This is a genomic window from Kineococcus sp. NPDC059986, assembly GCF_040702905.1.
GTDB lineage: Bacteria > Actinomycetota > Actinomycetes > Actinomycetales > Kineococcaceae > Kineococcus.
Genome location: NZ_JBFBND010000015.1, coordinates 23,042 through 43,890 on the forward strand (window position 1 = coordinate 23,042; position 20,849 = coordinate 43,890).

Genomic DNA, 20,849 nt, shown 5'->3' on the forward strand with positions numbered 1-20,849 from the left:
GCCCCCCGCGTCAGTCGTCCGCACCGCGGGGGTGCTTCCCGGGGGACACCGTGGCGCCCGGTGCCGGCAGCGGGGCCAGGACGCCGTCCTCCACCGCACGCCGGTACAGCTCCATGCGCGTGTAGGCCGGCCGGTCGAGCGCGGCGTACTTCGCCCGGATGCGCTTGAGGTAGCTCTTCGCCGTCTCCAGCGTCACCCCCAGCCGCAGCGCGACCGAGCGGGCCGGCATCCCGCCGGCGTACAGCTCCAGGACGCGCCGCTCCTGCGGCGACAGGTGCGACGTGAGGTCCTCGTCGACCTGCAGCGCCGCGGCCGTCTCGGCGGAGGAGACCGTCTCGCCGTCCGCGACCGCGCGCAGCGCCTCGGCGACCGTGGCCACCGGGCGGTCCTTCAGCAGCACCCCCTGGGCCCCGGCCTGCAGGGCAGCGAGCGCCTCCTCGTGCTGCCGGCCCTCGGTGTAGACGAGGACCCGCGACCCGCCGTCGACCAGTGCGCCGACGTTGCCCGCCGGCGACGAACCGTCCCCGAGGCGCAGGTCCAGCAGCACGACGTCCGGCAGGGGCGTCCCGGCCAGCTGTGCCAGCAGGTCCGGCACGGTCGGGGCCGTCGCGACGAAGACGACGCCGTCGTCCAGCCGGGCGAGCTCGAGCTGCAGCCCGGCGAGCAGCGCGGGGTGGTCGTCCACGGCCGCGATGCGCAACGACGGTCGCGGCGCGACCGCACCCTCGTCGTGTCCTCCGGTGGGCGTCACTGGACCTCCTTCCCCCGAGGGGAGGGTAGCGAGGTCGGGGCCGTCCGGCGGCTCGGAGGGGCCGCGACCCGCCCCCGAAAGGGGGGTGGCGTCGCGGTGTCCCGCGCTCCGGGCGTCTGTCAGGATTCCTGTGGGCACCCCGCCGGGGGGACGGGTGGCCCGGCATGCGCTGGGGGGCGTAGGCAGGAGAGAGGGGACGGTGCCCACGGGCACCGTCCCCTCTCCGCGTCCCCGGCCGTTCCCGGCCGAGGCCGCGAGCCTCAGTCGTCGGTCGTGACGAGGCCGATCTGGCACGTCAGGCCGTTGGGGCCGTGGTTGCAGTAGCCGTTCGGGATCTTGTCCAGGTACTGCTGGTGGTACTCGTCCGCGTACCAGAACTGCCCCGCCTCGGCGGCCGGGCGGACCTCGGTCGTGATGCGGCCGTGGCCGTGCTCGGTCAGCTCGCGCTGGAAGGTCTCCTTCGTGCGCTGCGCCGCCTCGAACTGCTCGTCCGTCGTCGTGTAGACGGCCGAGCGGTACTCCGTGCCCCGGTCGTTGCCCTGGCGGTAGCCCTGCGTCGGGTCGTGGTTCTCCCAGAAGACCTTCAGCAGCTGCTCCGCGCTCGTCACCGTCGGGTCGTAGGCCACGAGGACCGTCTCGGCGTGGCCGGTGCGCCCCGTCGTCGACTCCTCGTAGGTCGGGTTCTTCGTGAACCCGCCCTGGAAGCCGACCGCCGTGGTGACCACCCCCGGCTGCTGCCAGAAGATGCGCTCGGCGCCCCAGTAGCAGCCCATCGCGAAGGAGATGGCCTCGGTGCCCTCGGGCCAGGGGCCCTCCAGCGGCGTCCCGAGCACGGTGTGGGTCGTCGGGACCTCGAAGCGGCGCGTCTCCGAGCCGCGCAGGGCCTCCTCGGCCGGGACCATCGTCGTCTTGTACGGGTTGCCGAACAGCATCCGTCGCTCCCTCCATCGGTGTCGGACAGGTCAACCACGGGCGGCCCCTCGGGCTTCCCGATGTGTGACAACCTTCCGTGCGTGACTTCCGACCAGCTCCCCGGCTTCTCCACCCGTGCCCTGCACGCCGGCCAGGAGGCGGACCCCGCCACCGGCGCCGTCGTGACCCCGATCTACCAGGTCTCCACGTACAAGCAGGACGGCGTGGGCGCGCTGCGGACGGGGCTGGGGACGGGGTACGAGTACTCGCGGTCGGGCAACCCGACCCGCACGTCGCTGGAGACGCAGCTGGCCTCCCTGGAGCAGGGGGCGGCCGGTTTCGCGTTCGCCTCGGGCCTGGCGGCCGAGGACGGGATCCTGCGCGCGCTGCTGAAGCCCGGTGACCACGTCGTCATCCCGAACGACGCCTACGGCGGCACGTACCGGCTGATCAAGCGGGTCTTCGAGCCCTGGGGCGTCGAGCACACCCCCGCCGACCTCGCCAGCGTCGACGCCGTCCGCGCTGCGCTGCAGCCGACCACGCGCCTGGTCTGGGTCGAGACGCCGACGAACCCGCTGCTCACGGTGGCCGACATCGCCGCGCTCGCGGAGCTCGCGCACTCCGTCGGCGCCCTGCTCGTCGTCGACAACACGTTCGCGACCCCGTACCTGCAGACGCCGCTGACCCTCGGCGCCGACCTCGTCGTGCACTCCACGACGAAGTACGCCGGCGGGCACTCCGACGTCGTCGGCGGCGCGGTCGTCGTGCGCGACGGCGAGGACGGCCGCGGGAACTCCCTGGCCGAGCGGATCGGGTTCCACCAGAACTCGATGGGCGCCGTCCCGGGGCCGTTCGACTCCTGGCTCGTGCAGCGGGGCCTGAAGACCCTCGCCGTCCGGATGGAACGGCACTGCGACAACGCCGAACGCGTCGTGGAGTTCCTGCAGTCGCACCCGCGGGTGACGTCGATCCTCTACCCGGGGCTGGCCGAGCACCGCAACCACGACGTCGCGACGCGGCAGATGAAGCGCTTCGGCGGCATGATCAGCTTCCGCCTCGCCTCCGTCGAGGACGCCCTGACGGTCTGCAAGGCCACGGAGCTGTTCACCCTCGGTGAGTCCCTCGGTGGTGTGGAGTCCCTCGTCGAGCACCCCGGGAGGATGACGCACGCCTCCGTCGCCGGGTCGCTCCTGGAGGTGCCGGACGACCTCGTCCGGCTGTCCGTCGGCATCGAGGACGCCGACGACCTCGTCGCCGACCTCGCGCAGGCGCTCGGCTGAGACCGACGAGGACCCCCGGCGCCGGCTCACGCGGGCGCCGGGGCGTCCTCCGGCTCGTCGGCGTGGGCGACGTGGCGCAACGAGCGCCAGACGAGGACGACGAACACCGCCGAGCCGGCGAAGGCGAACCAGAACGGCGCGGTCACGCCGTGCTGCTGGGCGAGCACCCCGCCGACGCCGCTGCCGACGGCGAGACCGCCGAACGTCCCGACGGTGTTGACGGCGCCGACCCGCCCCTGCAGGGCGTGCGGGACGGCGCGCTGGCGCACCGTGATCGACGTCGACCCCCAGACGAAGGCGTGCGCGCCGAAGACGAAGAACACCGGCAGCGCGAGCCAGGGCGAGCGGACCAGGGCCAGGGCGAGGTGGGTCAGCGTCTCCACGACGAGACCGATCCGCAGGAGGTTGCCCAGCGAGACGTGCCGGGTGATCCAGCCGTAGGCCAGCACGCCGACGATCCCGCCGAGGGCACCCGTCGTCGTCACGAGCCCGAACCCCACCGACCCCAGGCCGAGCCGCTGGGTCGCGTAGAGGACGAGGACCGACCAGGCCGCGCCGAACGTGATGTTGAAGATGAAGATCGTCGCGACGAGCACGCGGACGGCGGGGTGACGGGCGGTCCAGCGCACCCCTTCGAGCACGTCGTGCCAGGGCGTCGTCGAGGCGCGCCCGCCCTCGAGCGGGGGCAGGCGCAACCGGCTGACGAAGACGGCGGCCAGGGCGCACAGGCCGGCCTGCGCCGCGAACGGCGTCCCCGCGCCGAGGGTGAAGAGGGCGGCGCCCAGCGGGGGACCGGCGAGCTGGTTGACCGTCACGAACCCCGTCTGCACGCGGGCGTTGGCGACCGCGAGGTCGGCCCGGGCGACGAGCATCGGCGTCAGCGTCGAGGCCGTGTTGTCGGCGAACACCTCGGCCGTGGCCAGCAGGAACAGCGCCCCGAGGACGAGCGGGACCGTCGCCGCCCCCGCCAGCACGACCGCGGCGAGCCCGGCCAGCAGGACGGCCCGCACGACGTCGACGACGAGGACGATGAGCCGCCGGTCGACGCGGTCGGACAGCACCCCGGCGCTGAGCCCGAAGAGCAGCGGCGGCAGCCACGACGCCAGCGCCGCGAGCGCGACCGGCAGCGGGTCGCGGGTGAGGGAGGCGACGAGCAGGGGGCCGGCCGCCAGCGCGAGGCCGTCGCCGAGGTTGCTCGCCCAGCTGGAGGCGATGAGCCAGCGGAAGCCGGTCCCGAGCCGCCGGGGCAGGACGGCCTCGACGACCCGGGCGGCGGTGCTCACCCGGGCACGCTGCCACACCCCGTCCCCGCCCGGCCACGCCGTTTCCGTGGTCCCGGGGGTTCGGATCGTTGGCACCTCGCTGTCGATGAACGAAAGCGAAGTGCCAACGATCGTCGACGCGGGGCGGTCCGGGGTGAGCATCGTTGGCACCTCGCTACCGATGAACGAGAGCGAGGTGCCAACGATCCCCCACCCGCCGCAGGCGCCGGTGAGCCGGGAGCGGGGCGGGTCAGGAGGCGCGGCGCCCGCGGCGACCGGTGCGCGAGCGCAGGTAGTCGTCGACGACGTACTGCCCCAGCCGGTCCGGGCTCGGGGACAGGACGCGACCGCCGTTGCGGCGGGCGACGGCCTCGACGAACCGGCGCAGCCCCGGGTCCTCGCCCAGCATGAACAGGTTGATCGTCGCGCCGAACCGGGTGAGCAGGTCGACCTCCTGGACCGTCGCCCGGATCGTCGCCGGCGTCGGGGGCCACTGGAAGAACGACTCGGTGGCGTCGCGACCCTCGACGAGGTGGGCCGTGGGTTCGCCATCGGTGATGACCAGGACGACGGGTTCGAGGTCGGGGTGCCGCCGCAGGTGCCGGCGGGCGATGCTCAACGCGTGCTGCAGGTTCGTCCCCTGGACGAAGTCCGGTTCCACCTCGGCCAGTTCCCCGACCGTCATGGGCAGGGCGTGCAGGCCGAACCCGATGATCTGCAGCTCGTCGTAGGGGAACTTCGTCGAGATGAGGTGCGACAGCGCGAGAGCCGTCTCCTTCATCGGACCCCAGCGGCCCTCGGCCGCCATCGAGAACGACAGGTCGACGCACAACGCGACGGCCGCCCCCGCCCGCCGTTCGGTCTCGACGACCTCGAAGTCCTCCCAGGACAGCCGCACGGCGCCCGTCGCGCCGTTGGCCGCCCCGCGCTGCAGCGCGTTCGACACCGTCCGGACGACGTCGAGGGGCTGCTCGTCGCCGAACTGCCAGCGCCGGGTCGCCCCGGTCGGTTCCCCGCCCGCGCCCGCGTCGGTGTTCTCGTGGCTGCCGCGGCCCCCGGTGTCCAGGCGGCCCAGCACCTCCCGCAGCGCGGTCTGGCCGAGCCGGCGCAACGCCTTGGGGGACAGGGTGAGTCCGTCGGCGGACCGGGACAGCCACCCCTGCCGCTGGAGTTCGCGTTCGAGGTCGCGCAGCCGCTGCAGCTCGTCGGCGGCGCCGCGTCCGAGCTGCCGTTCCAGGGCGTCGACGTCGACGTCGTCGAGGGTCGCTCCGGGGTGCTCCTGCCCCAGCTGGTCCAGGAGGTCGTCGAGTTCGGAGATGTCCTGCAGGGCGTCGGCGGCCTCGCCGTACCCGAGGGGTTCGCCCTGCCCGCGCACGCGTTCGCCGCGGCTGGAGTCGAGGTCGGGCCGCAGGGCGCGCAGGTTGTCGCCCAGCTGCGCCATCTGGGCCTGCAGGTCGAGGTCGCCGCCCAGGGCCTGCTGCATGAGGGAGGACAGTTCCTCGCGCTGCTGCGGCGAGAGCGAGCGCATGAGCCGCGAGGCCGCCGCGGCCCGGCGGGCGAGCGCGTCGACGAGGTCGTCGAGGGTCTCCACGCCCTCCTCGCCCAAGGTGTCGCCGTGCTTGGCCATGAACTGCGCGAAGTCCTCGGGGGTGTCCTGGCCGCGCGCCTTCTTCGCCAGGAGCTCGTTGAGGTCGCCCATCATCTCCTTGAGCGCCTGCATCGTCTCCGGGCTGCCGCTCTGCAGCGCGTCCTTCATGCCCTTGAACTGCTGGCCGACGACGTCGTCGCGCAACCGGTCGAGGATCTGCTGGTACTGCTGCCGCGCCTGCTCGCTGGCCCAGCGGTAGTCCTCGAGGTCGCGGACGGCCTGGGCGGTGGAGCGGGGCAGGGCGTCCAGGCGCGTCTCGGCGAAGCGGGCGTCGTCGTCGTCCCGGCCGGCGAGCTCGTCGCGTTCGGCGGCGAGGGCCTGGTCGAGCTGGGCCCGGGCCTGGGTGAGGGCGCCGTCGAGGTCACCGCGGCGGGCGGCCTCGCGGCGCAACCGGGCCGCCCGGGCCCGCAGCTCGTCCAGGCCGGAGCGACCGTCCGGGCCGTTGCGCAGCATGTCCCGCAGGGCGTCGCGCAGCGAGCCGCCGGACAGCACCTCGCGTCCCACGCGGTCCAGGGCCGAGCGCACGTCGTAGGGCGGGGCCAGCGGGTCGGGGCCGCCCGCCCACTCCCCGTACCGGTACCGGCCACCCCGTCGCCTGCTCCACGCGTCTCGAGCCACGTCCGCACGCTACGTCGCGGGTCCGACAGGCGCCACGGCTCCTCGCGCCGGATGCGTCCGGCGACCGCCGGAGCGTCGGCCCGGTCGACGCAGGCATGACAGTTTGTCTGGACAAACAGGGTCCGTCGGGTGGCATGATGACCCCGACGAACCCCGGTGGGCAGCGGCCCGCCGACCAGCTCGCGTCAACGACGTCCGAGGAGGGCAATCCCGTGACCACCACCACCGCCAGCACCGAAGCCGCCGCTGGTGCCACCGGCTCGACCGGGCAGCTGCCGCACGTCGAGCACTGGATCGCCGGTGCCGGCACGGCGGGTTCCGGTGACCGGTCGGCGGACGTGTACGACCCGGCCACGGGCAAGCGCACCAAGACCCTCGCCCTGGCCTCGCAGGCCGACGTCGACGCCGCCGTCGCCGCGGCCAAGGACGCCTTCCCGGCCTGGCGGGACACCTCCCTGGCCCGCCGCACGACGATCCTCTTCGCGTTCCGCGAGCTGCTGAACCAGCGCAAGCCCGAGCTGGCCGAGATCATCACCGCCGAGCACGGCAAGGTCCTGTCCGACGCCCTCGGCGAGGTCTCGCGCGGCCAGGAGATCGTCGAGCTGGCCTGCGGCATGAACCACCTGCTCAAGGGCGCGTTCAGCGAGAACGCCTCCACCAAGGTCGACGTGTACTCCCTGCGCCAGCCGCTCGGCGTCGTCTCGATCATCTCGCCGTTCAACTTCCCCGCGATGGTCCCGATGTGGTTCTTCCCGCTCGCCATCGCGGCCGGGAACACCGTCGTCCTCAAGCCCAGCGAGAAGGACCCCTCGGCCGCGAACTTCATCGCGCAGCTGTGGAAGGACGCCGGGCTGCCCGACGGCGTCTTCAACGTCCTGCACGGCGACAAGGTCGCGGTCGACGGCCTGCTGACCCACCCCGACGTCGCGTCGGTGTCCTTCGTGGGGTCCACCCCCATCGCGCAGTACGTCTACGAGACCGGGACCAAGCACGGCAAGCGCGTGCAGGCCCTGGGCGGGGCGAAGAACCACATGCTCGTCCTGCCCGACGCCGACCTCGACCTGGCCGCCGACGCCGCCGTCAACGGTGGGTTCGGGTCCGCGGGGGAGCGCTGCATGGCGATCTCCGCCCTCGTCGCCGTCGACTCCGTCGCCGACGAGCTCATCGCGAAGATCAAGGAGCGCGTGGCGACGCTGCGCACCGGCGACGGCCGCCGCGGCTGCGACATGGGCCCCCTGGTCACCGGCCCGCACCGCGACAAGGTCACGGGCTACGTCGACGCCGGCGTGTCCGAGGGCGCCGAACTCGTCATCGACGGCCGCGAGGTCGTCCCGGACGGGGACGCCGACGGGTTCTGGCTGGGCCCCACCCTCTTCGACAAGGTCGGCACCGACATGTCGATCTACACCGACGAGATCTTCGGGCCCGTCCTGTCCGTCGTGCGCGTCGAGTCCTACGCCGAGGGCCTGGACCTCATCAACCGCAACCGGTACGGCAACGGCGTGGCGATCTTCACCAACGACGGCGGCGCGGCGCGCAAGTTCCGCAACGAGGTGCAGGTCGGCATGATCGGCATCAACGTGCCCGTCCCGGTGCCGGTCGGCTACTTCTCCTTCGGCGGCTGGAAGCAGTCGCTGTTCGGGGACACCCACGCCCACGGCGTCGAGGGCGTGCACTTCTTCACCCGCGGCAAGGTCGTCACCGAGCGCTGGCTCGACCCCTCGCACGGCGGGCTGAACCTCGGGTTCCCGCAGAACGACTGAGACCGGTCCCCGTGGGGTGACCACCGACCGGGAGGGCCTGCTGGCCCGGTACCGCGAGCTCGTCGGGCACGACCTGCCCGACGCCGCGGCCCGTGGTCGGTGGACCCTGCGGGCGAACCACTGCTTCGGCCGCGTCCTGCTGGACGCGGCCGTCGGTGCGTGCTGGTACGACGTCCTGGACCGCCGGGCCGGCCCCGCGTACCGCCAGCTCGACGACGACCGCCTGACGGCGGCCGTCGCCCTCGGTGAACGCGTCCTGGTCGAGGGGGACGGGCTGCTGCGCGAGCTCGACGCGCAGTCGCTGCGCTGGCGCGGGAAACCGCCGAAGAGCCCCCGCCGGTCGTGAGGGCGGGGTGGGGGAGCGCTCGCCGGGTGCGCGCGGAGCCGGTGATCGACACTGTCCCGGTGCGCACCCCCTCGTGGTGGCGCGGCCGGTCCCACGGGGTTCCCCGCGGCGTCGACCTCGCCGTCCTCTACGTCCTCGTCGTGCTGGGCGTCTTCATCGCCCTGCACACCCAGTCCCACGCCGACCGGGCGCGCTTCGTGCAGGAGTCGAGCACCAACCTCGTGAACCTGCGGCGCTCGCCGTTCCGGGTGATCGTGCTGTCCTCGGTCGTCGTGCCCGGGAAGACGGGCCTGCTGATCCTCGTCCCGCTCGCGGCGGGGCTGGTCGTCCTGCAGCGCTGGCTCGGGCGGTTGGCGACGATCGTCGCCTTCGGGTTCGGGCACGTGGGCGCCACGCTCGTCGTCGCGACCGTCTTGGCGGCGGGCCTGACCCACGGCCGGCTGGACCCGTCGGTGGCCCGCGCACCCGACGTCGGGGTCAGCTACGGGCTGGCCTGCATCGTGGGCCTGCTCGTCGCGCGCGTGCCGCGGTGGGCGAGGGTGCCGTGCGCGCTGCTGCCCCTGGCGGGTCTCGGCGCGGTGCTGCTGCTGGAACCGGACTTCACGGCGCTGGGCCACATCGTCGCGCTGGTCATCGGGTTCGGCCTCGCGGTGCTCGTGCACCGCGGGGCCGATCCCGCTGCGACCGTGCGGACGACCTGACGCCTCCGACGGGTCAGCGCCGACGGGTCAGCGCCGACGGGTCGGCTGCCGACGGGTCAGCTGCCGTAGACCGTCCGGCCGTCGTCGAGGACGAGCTTGTCGAGACGGCGCGTCAGGTGCAGCGCCTCGAGGACGAACTCCACCCCCGCGGCGGCCCGGCCCGGGGTCGCGTCGGCCAGCCCGAGGCGCTCGAGGACCTGCGCGAGCCCCGCCACCGTCCCGACCTGCTCCAGCAGCCGTTCCGCGGGCACGAGGTCACCGGTCTCGATCGTGCGGCCCTCGGTGACGAGCTCGGAGAAGCCCGACAGCTCGGCACCGCCGAGCAGCGAGCGGTACGTCTCGGCGATCGCCGTGCGCAGAAGGTGCTCCAGGACCTCGACCTCGCGGCCCTCCTCGCCCTGCTCGAACTCGACCTTGCCGCCGAGGACGCTGACGACCGTGTGCAGGTCACCGACGCGGGCCACCGGCTCGGTCACCTCCCCGGACAGCGCGTGCCGGCGCAGCGCCGCCGCCGAGACGGTCTCGGCCGCCGCGATGGAGAAGCGGGCCGACACCCCCGAGGCGGGGTCGACGGACGGGGACTCGCGCACGCCGCGGGTGAAGCGGGCGATGACCTCCAGCAGGTGCTCGGGCACCTCCGCGACCGTCGCGGCCTCCTGGCGGACGAGGTCCACCTCGAGCGAGAGCTCCAGGGGGTAGTGGGTGCGCACCTCGGCGCCGAAGCGGTCCTTCAACGGGGTGATGATGCGCCCGCGGTTGGTGTAGTCCTCCGGGTTGGCGCTCGCCACGAGCAGCAGGTCCAGCGGCAGCCGCAGCTGGTAGCCGCGGACCTGGATGTCGCGCTCCTCCAGCACGTTGAGCAGGGCCACCTGGATGCGCTCGGCGAGGTCGGGCAGCTCGTTGATGGCGAAGACGCCGCGGTTGGTGCGCGGGACGAGGCCGAAGTGGATCGTCTCGGGGTCGCCCAGGGTGCGGCCCTCGGCGACCTTGACGGGGTCGACGTCCCCGATGAGGTCGCCCACGGAGGTGTCGGGCGTGGCGAGCTTCTCGCCGTAGCGCAGCGAGCGGTGCAGCCAGGCCACGGGCAGTTCGTCGCCGTCGGCGACGACGCGGCGCCGGGACGCGGGCGTCAGGGGTGCGTAGGGGTGCTCGTTGAGCTCGGAGCCCTCGATGACGGGGGTCCACTCGTCGAGCAGGCCGACGAGGGAGCGCAGCAGGCGCGTCTTGCCCTGGCCGCGTTCGCCGAGCAGGACGACGTCGTGCCCGGCCAGGAGGGCGCGCTCGAGCTCGGGGGCGACGGTGTCCTCGTAGCCGACGACACCGGGGAAGCGGTCCTGTCCGGCGCGCAGGCGCGCGACGAGGTTGGCCCGCAGCTCCTCCTTGACGGAGCGGTGCTCGTGGCCGGAGGCGCGCAGGGCGCCGAGGGTGAGGGGCAGGTCGGCGGGGGGTTCGAGGGGGAGCGGGGGAGTCTCGCGAGTGCTCACACGGCCGAACCTACGTCGGCCCGCGCCGATCGGCTACGGGTGCCGTTGCTCCTGTGGGCGGCGACGCGGACGGCGGCGGTCCCACCACGTCGCGCCCCGGGGGGTCGGGACGGGCAGGATGATCCCCGTGCGACCGCCGCCCTCCTCCCAGCGCCCCTACGTCAGCCCCGCGATGCGGCTGTCCGCGGAGTGGTCCTGGCGCTTCATCGTCGTCGTCGCCGGGGTCGTGCTGCTGGCCTACGGCCTGAGCTTCGTCTCCGAGATCGTCATCCCGGTGCTCATCGCGATGCTCATCACCGCGCTGCTCTCGCCCTTGGTGAACCTGCTGAACACGCGGGCCCGGTTCCCGCGGGGTCTGGCAGTGCTCGTGACGATGCTCGTGGCCGCGGGCGTGGTGAGCGGACTCGTGACGATCGTGGGGTCCCAGGCCTCCGAGCAGTTCCCCCAGCTGCAGAAGCAGGCCGTGCAGGGCGTCACCGAGGTCGAGAACTGGCTGTCCACCGGACCGCTGCACCTGACCTCGACGGCCATCTCGGACTACGTGCAGCAGGCCGAGAACGCGATCTCGGCGAACCGGGAGACGCTCATCGCGGGGGCGACGGGCGTCGTCTCGACGGCCACGCACGTCATCGCGGGCTTCTTCATCTGCCTGTTCGCCACCTTCTTCTTCCTGCTGGAGGGGCGGCGGATCTGGTCCTGGCTGCTGCACCTGCTGCCCGTCCCGGCGCGCGACCCCCTCGACGGTGCGTCCCGGCAGTCGTGGATCACGCTCACGCACTACATGCGGGCGACGATCATCGTGGCGTTCACCGACGGGCTCGGCGTGGCCATCGGTGCGGCGGTCCTGCAGGTGCCGCTGGCCACCTCGCTGGGGCTCATCGTCTTCCTCGGTGCCTTCATCCCCATCGTCGGGGCGCTGCTGTCCGGGACGGTCGCCGTCCTGGTCGCTCTCGTCTCCCACGACTTCGTGACCGCGCTCATCATGCTCGGGGTCGTCATCCTCGTGCAGCAGATCGAGAGCCACCTGCTCCAGCCGTTCCTCATGGGCCGGGCCGTCGCGGTGCACCCCCTGGCGGTGATCCTCGCGGTGGCCGGGGGGGCGTCGGTGTTCGGGATCGTCGGCGCGCTGTTCTCCGTGCCGACCGTCGCCATGCTGAAGTCCGGCATCTCCTCGCTGGCCCGCGGGGGCCGGCCGGACGGGCCGACGGCCCAGATCGCGGACTCCGACGCGCCACTGGCTCCGGACGAACCGGCCCCCAACGACGCGACCGAGCACGAGCAGGTCGAGGGGGGCACGGAGGCCGACCCCGTCACGCGCTGAACGGGCCCGTGGTCCGGGCGGCGGCGGTGCGTCCGGACCACGGGACGCGGGTCCGGACGCCGGCCGCTCGTCAGCCGGTGTAGGGCTTGGTGTCCACGACCTTGACCGGGAACTCCTTGCCGCTGGGCGCCGTGTAGGCGACCTCGTCGCCCGGCTTCTTGCCCATGATCGCCGAACCCAGCGGCGACTTCTCGGAGTACACGTCGAGACCGGCGGCGTCGCCCATCTCGCGGCTGCCGAGCAGGAACGTCATCTCGTCCCCGGCCAGCTCGACCGTGACGACGTGGCCGAGCCCGACCTCGCCGGACGCGGTGACGGGGGCGTCGCCGACCTGCGCGGTCTCGAGCAGGTGGCGCAGCTGGCGGATGCGCAGCTCCTGCTTGCCCTGCTCCTCCTTGGCCGCGTGGTAGCCGGCGTTCTCCTTGAGGTCGCCTTCCTCGCGCGCCTGCTCGATGCGCTTGGCGAGCTCCGTGCGGCCCTCACCGGAGAGGTGCTCGTACTCGCCCTTGAGCCGGTCGTAGGCGTCCTGGGTCAGCCACGTGGTGCTGCCGGTGGTCGTCTCGCTCACGGTCTGCTCCCTGTCACGTACCTGTCGGGGTGCCTCCTGCGCCCCGGCGCAAAAAACCGAGTCGCCCGGCCCCGCGACCGCGGGAGCGAGCGACTCGAAACGCCAAGCCTAGCTCCGGAACGCTCAGCGCTCCACCGCTGAGCACGACTCGACGCCCACGGTGACGGCCCGCGAGGTGGTCCTGACCTGCACCGACTCCTGCACGTCCGTGGCCGAGGAGGCCGGCACGTCGACCTGGACGACACCCACCTCGGAGGAGGACTCGTCCAGCGCGTGCACCTGGCAGCGCACCTCGGTCCCCGCGTCCCGCGTGACGTTGAAGCGGATCTCCGCGGTCCGGTCGTCGAGGACCTGGTGGCTGATCTCGGTGAACGAGGGCCCCTGCGACTGCGACACCGCCAGCCAGCCGCCGTAGGCCAGCACGAGCGCCCCGCCGACGACGGCCGCGGCGAGCCGGACCGGGCGGCGGTACCAGGGGCGGTCGGCGCGCGGGCGGCGTCCGTAGCGCTGCGCCAGCACGTCGGCCGGTACGTCGGACCGGGACGGACTCACAGGGCGGCTCCGGAGGTGCAGGGCGGTGCGGGCGAGGCGCCGCGGATCGGCGAGGATGGTCGGTGGAGAATCGACACCGATGGTCGCACCCCACGCCGGGGGGTCGCGACGTCGGAGAGTGTGAGAGGAGCCACGGTGGCGGAGACGTTGCGGCTCATGGCCGTGCACGCCCACCCGGACGACGAGTCCAGCAAGGGTGCGGCGTCCATGGCCAGGTACGTGGCCGAGGGCGTCGAGGTGCTCGTCGTGTCCTGCACGGGGGGTGAGCGCGGTGACGTGCTCAACCCGCGGCTGAAGGAGAACGCCCAGCTGAAGCGCGACATGGGGGAGTACCGGCGCCACGAGATGGCCGAGGCCGCGCGCATCCTCGGGGTGCAGCACCGCTGGCTCGGCTACGTCGACTCGGGCCTGCCGGAGGGCGACCCACTGCCCCCGCTGCCGGCCGGCTGCTTCGCGCTGACGCCGGAGGAGTTCACGGTCGACGCGCTCGTGCACGTGGTGCGGGAGTTCCGCCCGCACGTCATGACGACGTACGACGAGTCCGGTGGCTACCCCCACCCGGACCACATCATGACCCACACGGTGTCCTTCGCGGCCTTCCACGCCGCGGCCGACGCCGACCGGTTCCCGAACGCGGGGCCCGCGTGGCGGACGTCGAAGCTCTACTACCACGCGAGCTTCTCCCGCGACCGGATGAAGACCTTCCACGAGGCGCTCCTCGCGCAGGGCAAGGAATCGCCCTTCGCGGAGTGGATGAAGCGGATCGCCGAGGAGGAGCCGGGCAAGCGCCGGGAGCTGGAGATCACCACGCGGGTGCAGTGCGGGGAGTTCTTCGAGACGCGCGACCAGGCCCTGCTGGCGCACGCCACGCAGATCGACCCCGACGGCTGGTTCTTCGGCGTCCCGCTGGAGCTGCAGCGGGACCTGTGGCCGACCGAGGACTACCACCTCGCCATCAGCCACGTCCCGACGACCGTGCCCGAGGACGACCTGTTCGCCGGTCTGCGGGAGGACGCGTGATCACGGCGCTCCTGCTCGCGGCGACACCGACGCCGACGAGCACCGCGAGCACGACGCCGAAGGTGGACGCCGACCTGGTGACCCCCGGGCTGGCGGGTTTCGTCATGCTGTTCGTGCTGGCCGTGGCCGTGTACTTCCTGGGCCGCAGCATGGCGCGACGCATCCAGCGGGTGAACCACCGCGCCCGCCTCGAAGAGGAGGAGCGGGCAGGAGCCCAGGCCGGTGCGCCCTCCGGCGCCGGGACCCCGGAGGACCCGCCCGGTCAGCCCTGAGCGACCACCACGGCGGTCGTGCCGTCGGGGCGCTGCAGGTGCGCCTCGACGGCGGCCAGGACCGCGACGGCGTCCCGGCCGTTGCGCACGTCGAGGGCGTCGGGGACCCCGGTGGCCGCCGCCGTCCGGAGCCGGTCGACCGCGCGGGCGAAACCCTCCGCCGCCGTTCCGTGGAACCGGGGCAGGTCGTGCCGGCCGCCCGGGCCCCACACCGTGGCGAAGGACCCGCCCGTGCCCTCCGGCGCGGTGAGCGTCAGCGACAGCGTCGTCCCCGCCCCACCGCGGTGCTGCAGCGCGACCCCCACCGCGTCGCGCGGGCCGCGGGCGGCGGCCACCGCCTCGACCTCGCCGAAGAGGGACCGCACGATCGACAGGGCGTGCGGTCCGGTGTCCCACAGCCCGCCGCGTTCGCGCCGCCAGCGGGACCCGGCGTAGGGGTTGCCGGGGGTGTCGATCGACCCGGCCCAGCGGAACACCCCGCCCTCCCACGGCCCGTGCCGCTCGGCCAGCTCCGTCAGCTCCGCGAGCCACGTCGTGATCTCGGGCATGAACAGGTAGGTCAGGAACTCCACCGACGCGGTCCCGTTGCGCCGCACCGCCTCCACCAGCCGGTCGGCGGCCGCGAGGTCGGTCGCGACGGGTTTGTCGAGCAGCACGTGGACGCCGGCGTCGCTGGCCCGGACCGCGAGGTCGGCCTGGACGTCCGGGGGCAGCGCCAGGCTCACGGCATCGACCCGCGCGAGCAGGTCGGACAGGCCCTCCTCCCCGCTCCAGGAGTCCACGCCGAACTCCGCCGCGGCCGTCGCTGCGTGCTCGCCGTCGCGACCCCAGAACCCCGCGAACTCGACGTCGGGGTGGTCGGCCAGGGCGCGGGCGTGCGTCGTGCGGGCCCAGTGGCCCGTGCCGAGCACGGCGAACCGGGTGGGAGCGGTGGCGGACCGGGGCGTCGGGTCGGTGGGCACGGCGGGACGCTACCGGTCCCGGGCAGCCCGTGTCGGAGGTCCGTGGCACGGTGACGACGTGCCGAACCGACTCGCCCGGTCCACCAGCCCGTACCTCCTGCAGCACGCCCACAACCCCGTCGACTGGTTCGAGTGGGGCCCGGAGGCGTTCGAGGAGGCGCGGCGGCGGGACGTGCCCGTCCTCGTCTCGACGGGGTACGCGGCGTGCCACTGGTGCCACGTCATGGCCCACGAGTCGTTCGAGGACCCGACGACCGCGGCCGAGATGAACGCGGGGTTCGTCTGCGTCAAGGTCGACCGCGAGGAACGGCCCGACGTCGACGCCGTCCACATGGCCGCGACGACGGCCATGACCGGCCAGGGCGGCTGGCCCATGACGACGTTCTGCACCCCGGACGGCGAGGTGTTCTACGCGGGCACCTACTTCCCGGACCGTCCGCACCCGCAGCTGCCGTCCTTCCGCCAGCTGCTGGCGGCGATCGGTGACGCGTGGCGCGAGCGGCGCCCCGAGGTGCTCGCGTCCTCGGGCCGGATCGCCGCCGCGCTCGGCGCGGTGGCCCCGCCGGCCGGGGACGTCCCCGACGCCGCGGCGCTGGAGGCGGCCGTCGCGGCGCTCGCGGCCGAGGAGGACACCGTCCACGGCGGGTTCGGCGGGGCCCCGAAGTTCCCGCCGTCGATGGTGTGCGAGTTCCTGCTGCGGCACGCGGCGCGGACGGGGTCGCAGCAGGCGGCCGGGCTCGCCGGGCGCACGTTGACGGCGATGGCCCGCAGCGGGACGGCCGACCAGGTCGGCGGGGGGTTCGCCCGGTACGCCGTCGACGCCGGCTGGGTCGTGCCGCACTTCGAGAAGATGCTGTACGACAACGCGTTGCTGGCCCGCGTCTACCTGCACTCCTTCCGAGCGACCGGGGACGCCGAGCACCGCCGGGTCGCGGAGCTGACGTGCGAGTTCCTGCTGCGCGACCTGCGCACCCCGCAGGGCGCGTTCGCGGCCTCCCTCGACGCCGACACCCCCGTGCCCGACGCGGACGGGAACCCGCACGCGGTCGAGGGTGCGACGTACGTCTGGACGCCGGGGGACCTCGTGGAGGTCCTCGGCCTCGACGACGGGCCGTGGGCCGTGGACCTGCTCGGGGTCACCGACGCCGGGACGTTCGAGCACGGCACCTCGACCGCCCGGCTCACCCGCGACCCGGGTCCGGAGCGCGAGCGCTGGGAACGGGTCCGCGAGCGGCTCGCCGCGGCGCGGGCGGACCGGCCCCAGCCGACCCGGGACGACAAGGTGGTGCTGGCGTGGAACGGGCTCGCCGTCGCGGCCCTCGCCGAGGCGGGGGCGCTGCTGGCCCGGCCGGACCTCCTGCTCGCCGCGCGCGAGGCGGCCCAGTTCCTGCTCGAGGTGCACCGGGTGGGGGACCGCTGGCGACGGGTCTCGCGCGACGGCGTGGTGGGCGCGCCCGCCGCCGTCCTGGAGGACCTGGCCGACCTGGCCGAGGGGTTGCTCGCGCTGCACGCCGCGACGGGGGAGGAGCGCTGGTTCACCGTCGCCGCCGAGCTCGGGGCGCAGGTCCGCGAGCGCTTCACCACGGCGGACGGTCTGGTCGACGTCGCCGACGTCGACCCCGCGCTGTCAGCCGCCCGGGCCGGGGCCGGATCGCCGTCGGACCCCACCGACGGGGCCACCCCGTCGGGGACGTCCGCCGCCGCCGGCGTGCTGCTCTCCCTGGCGGCGCTCACGGGCGACGGTGGTCTGCGGGACGCCGCGGAGCAGGCGCTGTCGGTGTGCGGCGCGGTCGCCGCCTCGGCCCCGCGCTTCGCCGGCTGGGGACTCGCGGTGGCCGAGGCGTTCGTCGACGGTCCGCAGGAGGTCGCCGTCGTCGGAGCCGCGGGGGAGGCCGGAACCGCTGCGCTGCACCGGACGGCGCTCGCAGGCACCGCGCCGGGGCTCGTCGTGACCCGCGGTGTGCCCGGGGCGGACGTGCCGGGACTGCTCGCGCACCGGGGGCTCGTCGAGGGTCGCGCGGCGGCCTACGTGTGCCGCGGGCAGGTCTGCCAGGCGCCCACGACCGACCCGGTCGAGCTGGCGGAGCAGGTCGGCGCCCGGACGTGAGCGGTCAGCGCAGGCGGAGGGTCGCGACGAGGATCGCGGCGACGTGGGCCGCGAAGCCGAGCACCGTGAAGGCGTGGAACACCTCGTGGAAGCCGAACCAGCGGGGGCTGGGGTTGGGCCGCTTCGTGCCGTAGGCGATCGCCCCGAGGGAGTACGCGAGGCCACCGGCCGCGACGAGCACCGCGACGGACGTCCCGCCGCCGCGGGCGAAGGCCGGGAGGTAGCCGACCGCCACCCAGCCCAGCGCGACGTAGACGGGGGTGTAGAGCCAGCGGGGGGCGCCGATCCAGAACACCCGGAAGGCGACGCCGGCCAGCGCACCGGCCCACACGAGCGTCAGCAAGAACCGTGCCCGGTCGCCCGGGAGGGTCGTCACCGCCAGCGGCGTGTAGGTGCCGGCGATGATGAGGAAGATGTTGCTGTGGTCCAGGCGCCGCAGGACCGCCGCCTGGGCGGGGGTCCACGTCCCGCGGTGGTAGAGGGCGCTCGTCCCGAAGAGGGCGGCGGCCGTGACGGCGAAGACGATCGCCGCGACCCGCGAGGCCGTCGTCGGGGCGAGGGCGACGAGCACGGCCCCCGCGGCCAGCGCCAGCGGGAACGTGCCCGCGTGCAGCCACCCCCGCAGCTTCGGCTTCAGCTGCGCCCCGGCCCCGGCCAGCGAGGGGGTCGCGGGCCGGGCGGCGTCGTGGGGCAGGTCGGACGACATGGCCCTGACGGTAACCGCCGGGACGGCACCGCCGGGAGCTACCGGGGTACCACGCGCACGCGGTACCCCGGTCCGGCGGAGCTCAGCTCGCCGTGATGGAGGCGTTCATGTTCTTCGCGAACTCCTCGGGGGTGATGGCCAGGCCGAACAGCTTCTCGATGTTGTCGAGCAGGGTCTCGGCCTGCGTCGGGGACAGGGCCTGGTCCCAGGACTGCTGGAACGACGTCGCCCCCGAGGCGGTGTCGTAGACGAACTGCAGCCACTCCTCGTCCTCGGACCCCTTGAACATGCTGTCGGACCCGTTGACGATCGGCACCGAACCGGACTCGACCCAGGCCTTGGTCGTGGCGTCCGTCACCAGCCCCTCGGCGAAGTACTTCTTGGCGGCCGTCTTGGCCTCGTCGCTCGCCTTGGAGGACAGCGCGTAGTAGGAGGACGGGTTCCCGACGGTGTCCGTCGGGTCGCCCTTGCCGCCCGTGACGGTGGGGAACGTCGACCAGGCCAGGTGCCCGCCGGTGACGAAGTCCCCGCCGTCGCTCTTCATCGACCCGTACGTCCACGCGCCGTGCAGCATCATGGCGGCCTTGTCGGTGTACAGGAGCGCCTGGTCGGCGTTGGAGTCGGCCGTGATGGAGGCGAAACCGGTGATGAACCCGTTGGCGCGCACGAGGTCCTGCACGGCCTTGAGGGCGGCGATCGAGTCCGGGTTCGACCAGGCGTCGGGCGTGCCCGCGTAGATCGACTGGAAGAGTTCCGCACCGCCGATGCGGTCGTAGAGGAACTCCAGCCACATCATGTTCGTCCACCGCGACTGCCCGCCGAGCGAGAACGGCGCGACCCCGGCCGCGTTGAACTTCGGCACCAGGGCCATGACCTCGTCCCAGGTCGTGGGGAGCTGCGCGCCGACCTTCTCGAAGAGCCGCTTGTTGTAGAACATGACGATCGGGGAGACGTTCTCGCAGGGGACCGCGTAGACCTTGTCGTCGACCGTGGCCGCCCCGAAGGCGCTCGTGAAGAGCTTGTCCTTCAGCGCCGCGTTGTCGGCGAAGAACGACGTGAGGTCCTCGACCTGGCCGTTCTTCACGTAGTCGCGCAGACCGCCGCCGCCCCACGTCCAGATGATCGTGGGGCTCTGGTTGGCGCCGATGGCCGTGCGGATCTTCGCCTTGAAGGCGTCGTTCTGGTAGCTCGACAGCGCCAGCTTCGAGTTCTCGTTCGCCGTGTTGAAGGCGTCCACCGAGTCGGTGCGGATCCCCTCACCGGGCTGGCCCGTGAGGATCCAGATCGTCGCCCCACCCCCGGAGCTGCCGGCGGGGCCGGAGTCGCCGCAGGCCGCGAGGACCGTGCCGGCGAGCGGGGCGGACAGGGCCAGCGCCAGGAGCGAACGGCGGGACGGCTGGGCGGTGCTGGTCATGGGTTCCTCCGGGGCGGGCCGCTCCGTCGCGGCGACACGGCCCCGGGCGTCGCCGGGACCACCGACGTCGTCGTCGGTGCCCTGACGGTAAGTAGAAGGTGGGACCGGGTCAAGGATGCCCGTGTCCGGTGCGTCCGTGCGTGTCGGACACCGCCGGGGAGCGGCCACCGGGCGGGCGCCGAGCCGGGTATACGGTGAGCGCCGATGGGCCTCCGCGATCTCCTCTACGGCGCGTACGGGCGGCGGCTGGAACGGTCGCTGGACCCGGACGTGCTGCCCCGCCACGTGGGGATCATCCTCGACGGCAACCGCCGGTGGGCCAAGGCGTTCGGTGCGTCCAGCTCGCACGGGCACCGGGCCGGCGCCGACAAGGTCGTCGAGGTCATGGGCTGGTGCGCCGACGAGGGCATCGAGGTCGTGACGCTCTACCTGCTCTCGACCGACAACCTCACCCGGCCCGCCGACGAGCTCGAACCCCTCATCGGGATCGTGCAGGACGCCGTCGCCCGCGTGGCGGCCACCGGCCGTTGGAAGGTGCACCCCGTCGGGGCCCTCGACCTGCTGCCCGAACCGACCGCCGGCCGCCTGCGCGCCCTGGCCGAGCAGACGGCCGAGATCACCACGGGCGTCGTCAACGTCGCCATCGGCTACGGCGGCCGGCAGGAGATCGCCGCAGCCGTCCGCAGCCTGCTGCGCGAGCACGCCGAGCGGGGAACGTCGCTCGAGGAGCTCGCCGAGGTGCTCGACGTCGAGCACATCGCCGCGCACCTCTACACCAAGGGCCAGCCCGACCCCGACCTCGTCATCCGCACGTCGGGGGAGCAGCGGCTGTCCGGGTTCCTCCTGTGGCAGTCGGCGCACTCGGAGTTCTTCTTCACCGAGGTGCTGTGGCCCGACTTCCGCAAGGTCGACTTCCTCCGCGCCCTGCGCTCCTACGCCGCCCGCGAGCGTCGCTACGGCGCGTGACCTGCGGCCTCCGGCCTGGAGGGATCGTTGTCCAACGCTTGGCGTCGGCTCCAGCTTCGCGCTCATCCTTCGAGCCCTCTGCGTCAACGAGCGCTCCCGCCGTGGGCACCGTCGGGCACGGAGGGTGAGGGTGGTGGAACAGGTCACCGGGATGTCACCCGTTCGTCACAGCAGAGCGCGTGTTCCTCACGTGGCA

The 20,849-nt window shown here is 73.5% G+C and carries 19 protein-coding genes; 9 read left to right on the forward strand and 10 right to left on the reverse strand.

Annotated features, from left to right (window positions below):
• Positions 1-10: 10 nt before the first annotated feature.
• Positions 11-751 carry a response regulator transcription factor gene (locus AB0637_RS13005; protein ID WP_366172753.1) on the reverse strand — a complete coding sequence of 247 codons (741 nt, stop codon included), beginning with the start codon at positions 749-751 and terminating at the stop codon, positions 11-13.
• 260 nt (positions 752-1,011) lie between these two features.
• Positions 1,012-1,683 (reverse strand): peptide-methionine (S)-S-oxide reductase MsrA, encoded by a 672-nt coding sequence (gene msrA, locus AB0637_RS13010; protein ID WP_366172755.1) that lies wholly within the window; start codon positions 1,681-1,683, stop codon positions 1,012-1,014.
• A gap of 60 nt (positions 1,684-1,743) precedes the next feature.
• On the opposite strand from msrA, the gene AB0637_RS13015 reads away from it, so the two are divergent.
• Positions 1,744-2,943, forward strand: coding sequence for a cystathionine gamma-synthase (locus AB0637_RS13015; RefSeq protein ID WP_366172757.1), 1,200 nt, complete (start codon positions 1,744-1,746; stop codon positions 2,941-2,943).
• A gap of 26 nt (positions 2,944-2,969) precedes the next feature.
• Here the strand turns inward: AB0637_RS13015 and AB0637_RS13020 are convergent, their stop codons facing one another.
• Both AB0637_RS13020 and AB0637_RS13025 read right to left on the reverse strand, forming a co-directional pair.
• Complete coding sequence (locus tag AB0637_RS13020) at positions 2,970-4,226, reverse strand: MFS transporter (RefSeq protein WP_366172759.1); 1,257 nt, start codon at positions 4,224-4,226, stop codon at positions 2,970-2,972.
• Positions 4,227-4,455: 229 nt separating this feature from the next.
• A complete protein-coding gene (locus AB0637_RS13025) occupies positions 4,456-6,471 on the reverse strand; it encodes a hypothetical protein (protein WP_366172760.1) in 2,016 nt (671 codons plus the stop codon).
• Positions 6,472-6,743: 272 nt separating this feature from the next.
• Between AB0637_RS13025 and AB0637_RS13030 the strand changes: the two genes are divergently transcribed.
• Genes AB0637_RS13030 through AB0637_RS13040 form a run of 3 tightly spaced genes read left to right on the forward strand, consistent with a single transcriptional unit; the run spans position 6,744 to position 9,281 of the window.
• Positions 6,744-8,234, forward strand: coding sequence for a CoA-acylating methylmalonate-semialdehyde dehydrogenase (locus AB0637_RS13030; RefSeq protein WP_366172856.1), 1,491 nt, complete (start codon positions 6,744-6,746; stop codon positions 8,232-8,234).
• A gap of 16 nt (positions 8,235-8,250) precedes the next feature.
• Complete coding sequence (locus tag AB0637_RS13035) at positions 8,251-8,580, forward strand: hypothetical protein (RefSeq protein WP_366172762.1); 330 nt, start codon at positions 8,251-8,253, stop codon at positions 8,578-8,580.
• A 59-nt stretch (positions 8,581-8,639) separates the two neighbouring features.
• Positions 8,640-9,281: a rhomboid-like protein gene (locus tag AB0637_RS13040; RefSeq protein WP_366172764.1), complete on the forward strand. Its 642-nt coding sequence runs from the start codon at positions 8,640-8,642 to the stop codon at positions 9,279-9,281.
• Between the two features lie 56 nt (positions 9,282-9,337).
• Here the strand turns inward: AB0637_RS13040 and AB0637_RS13045 are convergent, their stop codons facing one another.
• Positions 9,338-10,765 (reverse strand): sigma 54-interacting transcriptional regulator, encoded by a 1,428-nt coding sequence (locus tag AB0637_RS13045; protein ID WP_366172766.1) that lies wholly within the window; start codon positions 10,763-10,765, stop codon positions 9,338-9,340.
• A 127-nt stretch (positions 10,766-10,892) separates the two neighbouring features.
• Here AB0637_RS13045 and AB0637_RS13050 point away from each other — a divergent pair, with 127 nt between their 5' ends.
• Positions 10,893-12,086, forward strand: coding sequence for an AI-2E family transporter (locus tag AB0637_RS13050; RefSeq protein ID WP_366172768.1), 1,194 nt, complete (start codon positions 10,893-10,895; stop codon positions 12,084-12,086).
• A gap of 70 nt (positions 12,087-12,156) precedes the next feature.
• On the opposite strand, the gene greA is transcribed toward AB0637_RS13050, so the two are convergent.
• Together greA and AB0637_RS13060 are read right to left on the reverse strand one after the other, a co-directional pair.
• Positions 12,157-12,654, reverse strand: a complete 498-nt coding sequence (gene greA / locus AB0637_RS13055; RefSeq protein ID WP_366172770.1) for a transcription elongation factor GreA — start codon at positions 12,652-12,654, stop codon at positions 12,157-12,159.
• A gap of 123 nt (positions 12,655-12,777) precedes the next feature.
• Positions 12,778-13,206 (reverse strand): DUF4307 domain-containing protein, encoded by a 429-nt coding sequence (locus AB0637_RS13060; RefSeq protein WP_366172772.1) that lies wholly within the window; start codon positions 13,204-13,206, stop codon positions 12,778-12,780.
• Positions 13,207-13,341: 135 nt separating this feature from the next.
• Here AB0637_RS13060 and mca point away from each other — a divergent pair, with 135 nt between their 5' ends.
• On the forward strand, positions 13,342-14,226 hold the full coding sequence (gene mca, locus AB0637_RS13065) for a mycothiol conjugate amidase Mca (protein WP_366172773.1): 885 nt from the start codon (positions 13,342-13,344) through the stop codon (positions 14,224-14,226).
• Positions 14,223-14,498 carry a hypothetical protein gene (locus AB0637_RS13070; protein WP_366172775.1) on the forward strand — a complete coding sequence of 92 codons (276 nt, stop codon included), beginning with the start codon at positions 14,223-14,225 and terminating at the stop codon, positions 14,496-14,498. The genes mca and AB0637_RS13070 overlap by 4 nt, the downstream gene beginning before the upstream one ends.
• On the opposite strand, the gene AB0637_RS13075 is transcribed toward AB0637_RS13070, so the two are convergent.
• Positions 14,489-15,460 (reverse strand): Gfo/Idh/MocA family oxidoreductase, encoded by a 972-nt coding sequence (locus AB0637_RS13075; RefSeq protein WP_366172777.1) that lies wholly within the window; start codon positions 15,458-15,460, stop codon positions 14,489-14,491. The genes AB0637_RS13070 and AB0637_RS13075 overlap by 10 nt on opposite strands.
• A gap of 58 nt (positions 15,461-15,518) precedes the next feature.
• Between AB0637_RS13075 and AB0637_RS13080 the strand changes: the two genes are divergently transcribed.
• Positions 15,519-17,567, forward strand: coding sequence for a thioredoxin domain-containing protein (locus AB0637_RS13080; protein ID WP_366172779.1), 2,049 nt, complete (start codon positions 15,519-15,521; stop codon positions 17,565-17,567).
• A 4-nt stretch (positions 17,568-17,571) separates the two neighbouring features.
• Here the strand turns inward: AB0637_RS13080 and AB0637_RS13085 are convergent, their stop codons facing one another.
• The gene (locus AB0637_RS13085) at positions 17,572-18,273 is read right to left on the reverse strand and encodes a hemolysin III family protein (protein WP_366172781.1); all 702 of its coding nucleotides are present in this window, start codon (positions 18,271-18,273) and stop codon (positions 17,572-17,574) included.
• Between the two features lie 82 nt (positions 18,274-18,355).
• The gene (locus AB0637_RS13090; protein WP_366172783.1) at positions 18,356-19,687 is read right to left on the reverse strand and encodes an extracellular solute-binding protein; all 1,332 of its coding nucleotides are present in this window, start codon (positions 19,685-19,687) and stop codon (positions 18,356-18,358) included.
• A gap of 204 nt (positions 19,688-19,891) precedes the next feature.
• Here AB0637_RS13090 and AB0637_RS13095 point away from each other — a divergent pair, with 204 nt between their 5' ends.
• Entirely contained in the window at positions 19,892-20,653 is a 762-nt protein-coding gene (locus tag AB0637_RS13095; protein ID WP_366172785.1) for an isoprenyl transferase, read from the forward strand.
• The last annotated feature ends 196 nt before the right edge of the window (positions 20,654-20,849 follow it).

Coding starts and splice junctions, on each gene's coding strand:
- msrA (WP_366172755.1), bottom strand. CDS start 1,683: ATGCTGTTCGGCAACCCGTACAAGACGACGATGGTCCCGGCCGAGGAG.
- AB0637_RS13015 (WP_366172757.1), top strand. CDS start 1,744: ATGTGTGACAACCTTCCGTGCGTGACTTCCGACCAGCTCCCCGGCTTC.
- AB0637_RS13085 (WP_366172781.1), bottom strand. CDS start 18,273: ATGTCGTCCGACCTGCCCCACGACGCCGCCCGGCCCGCGACCCCCTCG.
- AB0637_RS13090 (WP_366172783.1), bottom strand. CDS start 19,687: ATGACCAGCACCGCCCAGCCGTCCCGCCGTTCGCTCCTGGCGCTGGCC.
- AB0637_RS13095 (WP_366172785.1), top strand. CDS start 19,892: ATGGGCCTCCGCGATCTCCTCTACGGCGCGTACGGGCGGCGGCTGGAA.